This is a genomic window from Synechococcus sp. 'PEA 65AY6A-5F PE A', from assembly GCF_047462575.1.
Lineage (GTDB): Bacteria > Cyanobacteriota > Cyanobacteriia > Thermostichales > Thermostichaceae > Thermostichus.
In genome coordinates, this window is the sequence record NZ_JAOALE010000025.1 from 36,221 (window position 1) to 45,784 (window position 9,564).

The 9,564-nt window shown below is 61.7% G+C and carries 9 protein-coding genes; 4 read left to right on the forward strand and 5 right to left on the reverse strand.

Annotated elements, in window-relative coordinates; genetic code table 11:
• The first annotated feature begins 22 nt into the window (after nucleotides 1-22).
• Entirely contained in the window at nucleotides 23-1,957 is a 1,935-nt protein-coding gene (locus GG26_RS09445; protein ID WP_414390200.1) for an FAD-dependent oxidoreductase, read from the forward strand.
• Between the two features lie 38 nt (nucleotides 1,958-1,995).
• Here GG26_RS09445 and secF read toward each other — a convergent pair whose 3' ends face one another.
• Nucleotides 1,996-2,991, reverse strand: coding sequence for a protein translocase subunit SecF (gene secF, locus GG26_RS09450; RefSeq protein ID WP_414390202.1), 996 nt, complete (start codon nucleotides 2,989-2,991; stop codon nucleotides 1,996-1,998).
• Nucleotides 2,988-4,334 (reverse strand): protein translocase subunit SecD, encoded by a 1,347-nt coding sequence (secD, locus tag GG26_RS09455; RefSeq protein WP_099812619.1) that lies wholly within the window; start codon nucleotides 4,332-4,334, stop codon nucleotides 2,988-2,990. The genes secF and secD overlap by 4 nt, the downstream gene beginning before the upstream one ends.
• Nucleotides 4,335-4,694: 360 nt before the next feature.
• On the opposite strand from secD, the gene GG26_RS09460 reads away from it, so the two are divergent.
• The gene (locus GG26_RS09460; protein WP_414390205.1) at nucleotides 4,695-5,540 is read left to right on the forward strand and encodes a hypothetical protein; all 846 of its coding nucleotides are present in this window, start codon (nucleotides 4,695-4,697) and stop codon (nucleotides 5,538-5,540) included.
• 6 nt (nucleotides 5,541-5,546) lie between these two features.
• Here the strand turns inward: GG26_RS09460 and chlP are convergent, their stop codons facing one another.
• On the reverse strand, nucleotides 5,547-6,767 hold the full coding sequence (chlP, locus tag GG26_RS09465; protein WP_414390207.1) for a geranylgeranyl reductase: 1,221 nt from the start codon (nucleotides 6,765-6,767) through the stop codon (nucleotides 5,547-5,549).
• A gap of 251 nt (nucleotides 6,768-7,018) precedes the next feature.
• Here chlP and GG26_RS09470 point away from each other — a divergent pair, with 251 nt between their 5' ends.
• Entirely contained in the window at nucleotides 7,019-7,363 is a 345-nt protein-coding gene (locus tag GG26_RS09470; RefSeq protein WP_414390209.1) for a YccF domain-containing protein, read from the forward strand.
• A gap of 184 nt (nucleotides 7,364-7,547) precedes the next feature.
• Entirely contained in the window at nucleotides 7,548-7,688 is a 141-nt protein-coding gene (locus tag GG26_RS09475; RefSeq protein WP_168173324.1) for a hypothetical protein, read from the forward strand.
• A gap of 20 nt (nucleotides 7,689-7,708) precedes the next feature.
• On the opposite strand, the gene GG26_RS09480 is transcribed toward GG26_RS09475, so the two are convergent.
• Both GG26_RS09480 and GG26_RS09485 read right to left on the reverse strand, forming a co-directional pair.
• Nucleotides 7,709-8,599, reverse strand: a complete 891-nt coding sequence (locus tag GG26_RS09480) for a DUF4335 domain-containing protein (protein WP_011428993.1) — start codon at nucleotides 8,597-8,599, stop codon at nucleotides 7,709-7,711.
• A 39-nt stretch (nucleotides 8,600-8,638) separates the two neighbouring features.
• Entirely contained in the window at nucleotides 8,639-9,280 is a 642-nt protein-coding gene (locus tag GG26_RS09485) for a DUF3038 domain-containing protein (RefSeq protein WP_011428992.1), read from the reverse strand.
• Nucleotides 9,281-9,564 lie beyond the last annotated feature (284 nt).

Genomic DNA, 9,564 nt, shown 5'->3' on the forward strand with positions numbered 1-9,564 from the left:
TGGGGTGTGAGGCAAAACTAAGGTGAAGACGGCCGGTAAGGGGATCCCAGCGGCGCGGCAGCAACTCAGGCGCAAACAAGCTCTGGGGCTGGGGATCCTGTCGCTGCTGGGCTTTGTGGCGGGGATGGGGTTTGCCGCCCTCTCCCAGCCGGAAGGGGGATCGCCCGTCGCCGCTCCAGAGCCGGAGGTGCCCCGTTTTACGGCCCACGGCTGGCCGCTGCTGGATCCCCTGCCCCAGCCGGACGAGATCTGGGAGTGCGAGCTGGTGGTGGTGGGCGGATCCCTGGGGGGCGTGGCGGCGGCAGGCCAGGCCATGCGGGGGGGCGTGCAAACCTGTCTCATCGAGCTCACCCCTTGGCTGGGGGGCCAGATCACCTCCCAGGGGGTATCAGCCATCGACGAGTCGCTCCCCATGCGGCAGCGGGGCAATTTTTCCCGCCACTGGCTGGAGTTTAAGGCCCTCATCGAAAGCCAGCCGGTGCATCTGCCCGCCTGGACAGGGATCCCGCCGGGAACCCGTGTCTCCGAAATCAACAGTTGCTGGGTAGGGGGGCTGTGTTTTCCGCCCCAGGCTGGTTTGCAGGCGGTGGAAACCTGGCTGCAACAGGCCGCCCGCAGCGCCCCCCACAGTCGCTGGGCCACCCAGACCGCTTTTAAGGGGGCCACCTTCAGCGCCGACGGCTCCCGCCTCGAGAGCATCTACGCGGTGCAGCGGCAGCCGCGGGATCCCCATTTTGTGCCGCCGGGGCGGCTGTGGCGGGAATTGGTGAGCTGGTATAGCTGGCAGGAGACGGAAGTCTTTGCCAAGCGGGTGCTGCGGCTGCAGGCGCCGCCGGGCCGCCCCTTGTTCGTGATCGACGCCACCGACACCGGCGAGCTGGTGGGCTGGGCCGGGATCCCCTACCGGCTGGGCTCAGAAGGGCGAGATCTAACCGGGGAGCCCAACGCCGCCCCGGCCAGCAACCCGGAGTGCACCCAGGCTTTCACTTTTCCCTTCGTGCTGGCCATCCACGACGACGGCGGGCGCTCCCGCGCCGAGCTGGCCCAGTTGCAGCCGGGCTACTCCCGCGCCGAGCACCGCCGCCAGTTCGACCTGGAGGGGTTTCCCACCTTCAGCGGCCAGAGCTTTTTCAACTACCGCCGCATCGTCAGCAAAGGCCGCACGGATCCCTTTTACGGCACCCCGCTTCCCGGCGATCTCACCCTGGTGAACTGGAACCGCGGCAACGACTGGGGGATCATGAACCCACCCCTAATCCTAACGGAAGAGCGGCTGCTGGCCTCAGGGCAGCGCCACAACTGGCTGGGGGGGCTGGATGTCTCGGCCATCAAAGATGGGGAGAACCACGCCCTGCTGTTTGCCGAATGGCTGATGGAAACCCAGTCCCGCGCCGGCTATCCCCTCTCCTTGCTGTTTGGCGAAGAGTCTTTGCTGGGCACCCGCTCCGGCCTCAGCCTCTACCCCTACATCCGGGAGGGGCGGCGTATCCTGGGGCGGGCCGCCTACGGCCAGGCGGAATTCCTGATGCTGGAGCAGGATATTCGCGTCGGCGCCAGCGGGGGACGGGACTTTAGCCCCACAGCAGTTGGGATCACCCACTACGCCATCGACATGCACGGCTGTCGCTACCGCAACTGGGAGCCTTCCCTGTCGGCCAGCTCGGCGCCGGTCAACGAGTTTTCCGTCCGCCCCATCGTCATCCCCCTAGAGGCCCTGATCCCCCAGAAGGTGGATAACCTGCTCATCGGCGGCAAGGGGATCGCCGCCAGCCACATTGTCAACGCCGCCACCCGCACCCATTACGGCGAGTGGACCATTGGCTCGGCAGCGGGGCTGACCGTGGCTTGGCTCCGCAGCCAGGATCCCGGCTTGACCCCAGCCCAGATCGTGCCCCAGGGCAAAATGGCCGATTTGCAGCGCTACCTGGTTGCCTACGGCCAGCGACTGCACTGGTAGGCCGTTGCCGCCGCTTTACCCCTGGGCTAGGGAAGATCCTACCCCTCTGCGCCGGAAGGCAGGGGATTGGGATCCCTGTTGGCGCCATAGCGCCGCTGCCGCCACCACACCAGCAGGGGGCTGGCGATGAAGATGCTGGAATAAACCCCCAAGCTGAAGCCGATGAGCAAAGCAATGGCAAACCCCTTCAGGGTGGCTCCCCCAAAAATGGCAATGGCCACCAGGGGCAGCATCGTCGTCAGGGTGGTGTTCAAAGAGCGGGCAAAAGTCTGGTTCAACGACAGGTTCACCACCTCGGCAAAGCTGACCTTGCGGCTGACCAGACGCAGATTTTCCCGGATGCGGTCGTAGATAACCACTGTGTCGTTGACGGAAAAGCCAATGATGGTTAGCAGCGCCACCAAAAACAGGCTGTCCACCTCCATGCCCACCGTCAGGCCCAAAAGGGCAAACAGACCTGTTGTCAGCACCACATCGTGCAGCAAGGCCACAATGGCAAACACTGCGTAATCCCACTGAAAGCGCAGGGCCAGATACACCACAATAAGCCCAAAGGAGATGAGCACGGCCACGAGGCCGGAGCGCAAGAGCAAACGCCCCACCGTCGGGCCCACCGTCTCCACCAGCCTGCGCTCAAAGGATCCCACCCGCCGCCGCAGCGTGTCTTCCACTGCCAGGCGCTCCTGCTCCGTCAAAGGGGGCATGCGGATCAAGGCTTCCTGGCCCGTCTGGGTGTCCAGTTGGATGATGCTGGTTCCCAGGTCATGTTCCTGCAGAGCCCGCCGCAGCTCGTCGGTGGTGACAGGCTGCTCAAAACGCAGATCCAACAAGGTGCCGCCGGCAAAATCCAGCCCCAGCCGCAGGGGGGTTCCCAGAGAGGCCAGGGAAAAAGCCATGCTGACCAGCCCCACCAGCAACACTGCCAGAGACAAGCTAAACCACAGCCTGCTGCGACCCACGATGTCGAAGCGGTAGTCAAGCGACCGCCGGGATCCCACCGCCGGATCGGTGGGGGATAGCTCTTGAGCTGTCATGATTGAGCCGCCTCCATGCGAACGCCGTAAAACTCAGGTTTGCGCAGGGCGGGGATCCCCATTGCCGCCAAAAGCAGCGTGCGGGTGCAGGTGATGGCCGTGAAAAAGCTCACCAAAATGCCAATGGCCAGGGTTACCGCAAAGCCTTTCACCAGCCCCATCCCCAGCCAGAAAAGTACGCCACAGACCAAAAGGGTGGTGACATTGCTGTCGAGGATGCTGCTGAAGGCGCGGTTAAACCCTTCCGAGATGGACTTGTAGATGGACTTGCCGGCCCGCAGCTCCTCTTTGATGCGCTCGAAAATCAGCACATTGGCATCCACCGCCATGCCGATGCTGAGGATGAAGCCGGCGATCCCGGGCAGGGTCATGGTCACCCCCAGCAGTTGGAACAGAGCAAACGTACAGAGGGCGTAGATGAGGAGGGCGATATCGGCAACAAGCCCCGGCAGGCGGTAGTAGGCCACCATGAAGACGAAAACCAGCACCAGGCCGGCAATGCCAGCATAGAGGCTGCGGCGCACGCTCTCTTCCCCCAACGTGGCTCCGACGGTGCGGTTTTCAATGACGCGAATGGGAACGGGAAGCGCCCCCGCCTTGAGCTTCACCGCCAGATCGGTGGCGGTTTCCACTGTGAAATTGCCCGTGATCACCGCCGTCCCGCCGGTAATGCCGGTGCGGGCAAACTCCGGCCCCACAATTGGCGCGCTGATCAGCACGTCGTCCAGAAAAATGCCAATCGGGCGCCCTGTTCCGGCCAACTCGCGGGTGAGCTGAGTAAACTTCTCTGCCCCTGCCGGCTTAAACTCCAGCAACACTTCCCAAGTCTGGGATCCGCGGCGGGGGGCTTGGGGATAGGCGTTGCGCAGCAGATCGCCGGTGAGGCCGACCCGTTCAAACAGGGCGTCGGGATCCTCCCCCGCCGTTATCTCTCCCCGCTCGTTGCGGGGCAGGGCACTGACCGGCACCAGGCCCTTGCGAAACTCCAACCGGGCCGTATCGCCCAAAAGAGCAATGGCCCGATCGGGATCTGCCACCCCCGGCAGCTGCACGAACAGGCGATCTTGGCCGCTGATCTGCACCAGAGGCTCGGCCACCCCCAGGCCGTTGATCCGCTGCTGGATCACCGCCTCTACCCCCTGCATCACCTCAGAGGTAATCTCAGGCACCTCTTCCGTGGGCAAAGCCTGCAGGGTGAGCTGCGTCCCCCCTTTGAGGTCAAGGCCAAGACGAACTTCGCGGCTGAAGCCCAAGTAGACGAGAGCAACCACCACCGCCAAGATAAAGATCAGCCCTCGCAGAACAGCGAGGCGACTGAGCCACAAAGCTGGAGATCTGGCCATACTGCTGAAAGGGTGAGGAACACGGGCGCACTCGATCCGAGGCTTTCAGGATTTTGGCACCTTTTGATCCTATCGCACACGGGATCCCTCACCTGACAAGTCGGAAAACGGCAGCGGCAGGAGCGTCCAAGTAGGGTCTCTGGGGAGCTGCTGCAGAGACAACCGCGAGTTTCTCAGAAGATGGGCGCTCGGCTGCCGAGCCGAGTAAGGAGAAGGTTGAAAGCCGTTAAACCAACGCTGTCTCCTCTTGGTTTGTGCTAGCCCTGGGGCTAGGCTATTGCCATCTCGGGGCAGCAGGCAACATCTGGGTGCGGTTTGGCTCTACCCCGACATCTGCGAGTTCAAGGAGGGAAAGTTGAGGTGAATTGGAGACGGACTTACTATCTCCCTGGATTGCTCTCGGCCCTAGCTTTATGGGGATCCCCCGCCTGGGCCGGAGAGTATTTCACCGAGGAAGTGACCAGCCCTAGCCTGGAGATCATCCACGGCTGGCGGCAGGAAGTGGACAGCATTAACGTCACCATCACCAACACCAGCCTGGGATCTTTTCGGGTGCCGCTGGAAATCGATATGGAGGATCGAACTAGCTGCGAGCGAGCCGACTTAGTGCTGACGAACAATCGCGTTATGCCAATGGGATCCTTTCAAGACTGCATTCTCAACATCTTTCCCTACTTGGATAAATTCATCAACCAAGAAGTCGCCAGCATTCGGGTCGCCCTCAAAGGGCCGGCCCCCCTCCTGGAGATCCCCCTGGAAGAGTCGGATCGGCTGATCTTGGCCCAGGTGGCCAACCAATCGCGGGAAGCCTTTGTCTTCTTTCAGCAGGAGCTGGCCCGCGTCTTGGCGCTCTTGAAGCAGCCCGATCCCGGCCAGGCCGAGACGGCCCCACCGACGGCCAGCCCAACGCCGACTGCTGCCGCCGAATCTGCACCCAACCCGGGAGATTTCGTGATCGTGGGCTCGATTCAGGAAGAACGGGTGGGGGCTGGCAGCCGCCTGAGCGTAGAGGCGATCAACCGCAGCACCCGCACCGTCCTCAACGCTCGTGCTCGCTTCACGTTCTACCGGGGAGAGGAGGTGGTGGAGACGCGGGTGGTCGCGTTTGAACCCAGCGACGTGCCGCCGGGACAACACGCCTCTGCTAGGGTTCTGAAAACCGATGCCAATTGGGATCGGGTCACCGTCACCTTCCAGTGGCAGTAGGGATCCCTAAGGTGCCAGGGCGTTCCCTCGCAGCAGGCTGCCTAGAGTCTTAACCGTGATCTTGAACTGCACCCAAGGGTTCATGGGCACCACCGTCTTGTAGAGGTAGCTGTCAAAGGTTAGCCGCTGCACATCCCGGTCAGCGCACATCTCCACAAAGGCCTCGCGGGTGGCGTTGGAACGGTAGAACACCCGTTGCAAAATGTCCAAAACCTTGTAGGTTAGGCCGTATTGGCGATCCCAGCGCTTGAGGTACAGCTTGAGATCTTCTTCGCTGGGGATGCGCTTCCCGCCCTCGGAGGTCTCGACGATGGTCTCGGCGCACATGCGGCCCGACTTGGCGGCAAAATAGATCCCCTCGCCGCTGGACTTGGTTACATAGCCTGCCGCATCTCCCACCAGGGCTGCCCGACCCACCACACGGCGCGGACGCGGATGCTCTGGGATCGGATGGGCTTCCACCTTGATCACCTGGCCGCCCCGAATCCGCTCGGCAGCGCGGGCGCGGATCCCGGCCTGCAACTTTTGGATCTGGGCTTGGTTGGCCTTCATGGTGCCGGTGCCCACCGCCACGTGGTCGCACTTGGGGAACACCCAGGCATAGAAGTCCGGAGAAACATCGTCCCCCACGTACATCTCTGCCCGCTCCTCGTAGTAGGCCATTTTGTCGTCCGGGAGCCGAATCCGCTCCTGAAAGGCCAGAGCATAGTTGTAGTCGCCGGCACCGATGGCTTCTGCCACCTTGGAGTGAAAGCCATCTGCCCCGATCACCAGATCCACCGCCAGCGAACGGGGTACTCCCCGATTTGAGCCGTCGGAAAAATCGCTGTAGTGCAGGATGTAGGGATCCCGGCCATTTTGGGGGATTTCCAGATGCATCACCTTGCCGTGGATCAGCTCCGCCCCTTTTTGGCGAGCGCGGTTGCGCAAGAAGGCATCCAGGATCTCGCGGCGGCACATGCCGATATACTCATTTTCCTTTTCGAGGGCGATATCCACCTCGTAGTTGGAAGGGGAGATCATCTTCATCTTGCGCACTTTGCGGTCGATAATCTCCTCAGGGAGGTCGAACTCTGAGACCATACAGAGGGGAATAGCGCCCCCGCAGGGCTTGGCGTTGTCTAGCTTCCGCTCAAACAAAAAGGTCTCGATTCCGGCTTGGGCTAGAACTTCGGCGGCAGAGGCTCCGGCTGGGCCACCCCCAACAACAGCAACTCTCAGGCTCAAGGCGCTCTCCTCGCTGCAAGTAGATCGGCTCGTCAGACAGCAGGCATCCTACCACAGCTCCCCAAAAGCGTTGCAAACCTTGACGAAGTATTGCAGTTCGGCGAGGCTCAAGGGAACGTGCTTTGGCGATGGGAACAATAAAAAGGGGTCCGCCCCGTCTGCTTGTCCAGGGGGCGGGGAGCGGAAACCTGCCCTGCAGTCCGGGCTCAGCGCTAGAGGTTCTGAATCATGAGCTTAATTGGCAACATCATTTGGCTGATCTTCGGGGGGTTGCTGACCAGTCTGGGCTATATCTTGGGGGGCTAAGCCTTTGCCTGACCATCATCGGCATTCCTTTTGGCTGGCAGAGCATCAAACTGGGGTTTGCAGTGCTTGCCCCCTTCGGCAAAGAAGTGGTGGAGTATCCCGATGCCAACAGCCCGCTGCTGCTGATCTTCAACGTGATCTGGCTGTTGCTCTTCGGCTGGCCCCTGGTGCTCAACCACCTCTTCTGGGCTGTGATCCTGGCCGTCACCGTCGTTGGGATCCCCTTTGCCAAACAGCACCTGAAGCTGGTCATCCTGTCTTTGTTGCCTTTTGGCCGGGATCTGCGCTGAAAGAGGGCAAAGTGGGGATCCCTGCAGATTAAGATCACTGCCAAACTCTACCGCGACGGCAAGGGGAGAGGGCGAGCGGCCAGCCGTTGACTGTGATTTGGATCGCCTTCGAACCTCTCATCCGGTCACCAAGACACGGGCGGAAAAGCGAGAGATTGAACTCATCGCAGATGGGGAGAAAACCATGCGCAGCATCTGGCTCGCGGGGGTAGTCGCTGCTTTGGCTCTGCTGGCGGCTATGTCTTTGGCTCAATCGGATCCCCAGGAAGAGTGGCTGCACGGCGAGCAGTGTGGCACAGAGGGGCCGGTCATCTGTCTGGAGTGACGTTCTCCTCAGCCCGGATTTCAGAGGGGCTCTATCTGGGTCACTTCTACCCGGCTCTCTGGCCCTAGGCTGATGCGGAACTGTTTGGCACCCGTCGGCAAGGGATCCGGCGGCAACTCCGGCAGGTCGGCAAGAGGAGTTTCGGCGCGGCGTTCCCGGGCCAGCTCATTCTCCGGCTCGGCAGCCAGCAGGGATCCCGCCGCATCCACCGTTACTCGATAGATCAAGCTCTCCTGCAAATCGGGAGGAGACTGCCATTGCTGGGCCAGGGTGTTTTGCAGCCGCAGCAGAGGATCTCCAGAGGCTTCCGGCGCGGTGAGCTGCTCCTGGGCCGAGTTGAAAGCAGTGGGAGCCCTCTTCTCCGGGGTGCGGCTGGCCCAGATCCCGACCCCGGCCACCAGGGCGATCCCTCCCACCAGCAGGGCAGCGATCCCGGCAGGCTGTCGATACCAAGCCCGCGTTACCGGCGTTCCCAGGCTGGCCAGTTGGGGAATGTCATCGGCCACCTGAGAGAGGTTCTCCAACAGGTCGTACAACTGGGTCATCGACAGATCCACTTGGGCAATCTGATTCTCCCCTTGGCGCACCGTGAGGCGATGAAAAATAAAATCCAGCGGACGGATGGCCACAGTACCGCTGAAGGTTCCCTTGGGCGCGCCGCTGAGCTGGGATCCGACGTAGCGGTCGATCACCGCGATCAAATCGCTGAGCCAAACACTGTCCCCCTGCAGAGTTTTGGTGGTCTCCCCCTGGCGAATTTCCAACTGACACTCGAAGTTCTGCTGGATGGCTCGCAGGGGCGGCGTTGAGGAACCCTCGGCAGCTTCGGGCAGGCCAGGTGCCTCTCCCCGCACCGTGAGGGTCGAGGTGGGCTGTTGATAGGTATGACTGATAAGGGTGAGACTGGGCATGGCAACTGGCGGGCAAACAACACAAGCAAGGAGCCTATTTCAGGAAGAGGGCAAAGCATCCGATCCGGAGCTATGGGCTACCTCCCCTTCTTCGTCGCTGCCGGCGGGCAGATCCATCTCAGGGCGGTTGAGCAGGGCTTTCCATAGACGCTGGGCCCCTCTTGGGCTGCTGTAAAACATCAGCTCGATCAAGATGCGCAGAGCCAGCTCGGCGAGGCTGTTCTCGTCACGCACATCCCCATCCACCATGCGGCTGCGGTAGTGGGAGATAAACTCATCTAGATAGTCGCCCACCAGTGGCTGACGGAAAGGGCTGAGCTCCTGTTCAACAGCAGCTTCCAGTTGCTCCAAGGTGCTGCGGATACGGGCCTGCTGCTGAGCAGCCAGATGAGCAATCACCAGCACCAGGGCGCGCGCCTCTTCGATATCGACTTCTTTTCGCCCACCGCTGCTGCGGCGCAGAGGGTTGGCGTTGCGCAGCCGCCAGAGAGCCACCCGATCGCCGATCTGCTTTTCCAAGTTCAGGGCTTTGGCTGCAGCCAGAACCGCCTCGGAAATTTCTCCGCTCAGGGACTCCAGCCCCAGCAACAGCAAATCCAACTGGGCTTTGATGGTTCCGGTAGCTGTGGTGAGGCCGGCGGGCCGAGGGTCTAGCTGAGTCTGCTTAGGTTCCACCGTCACGCTGTCAATGGGAGCTTTTTGCTTTGATAGGACTCTATGATCTCCTGTCTGGGGCAAACCTGCAACCGGATCCCTCCTGCGCTTGATTCTGACCCTTGCCAAGGGCTTGGATGACGACATCCGGCAGGCGCTGGGCATTGTCCCGCTCTTTCTCGCTTCTTGAGAGTTCCCCAACCAGATTAGAAGTCAGACCGAGTTGTTCTGGGTCAGTTGTTGTTTTTGCAACGAACCCATCAGAACCTCCGGGGTACTCCCGCCACAGCGCAGCTTGGCGGGCTGGAGGA

What these genes read in the sequence shown, in the direction of transcription:
- secD (WP_099812619.1), bottom strand. Translation starts at nt 4,334, where the DNA reads ATGGCCAGATCTCCAGCTTTGTGGCTCAGTCGCCTCGCTGTTCTGCGA.
- secF (WP_414390202.1), bottom strand. Translation starts at nt 2,991, where the DNA reads ATGACAGCTCAAGAGCTATCCCCCACCGATCCGGCGGTGGGATCCCGG.
- GG26_RS09480 (WP_011428993.1), bottom strand. Translation starts at nt 8,599, where the DNA reads ATGCCCAGTCTCACCCTTATCAGTCATACCTATCAACAGCCCACCTCG.
- GG26_RS09475 (WP_168173324.1), top strand. Translation starts at nt 7,548, where the DNA reads ATGCGCAGCATCTGGCTCGCGGGGGTAGTCGCTGCTTTGGCTCTGCTG.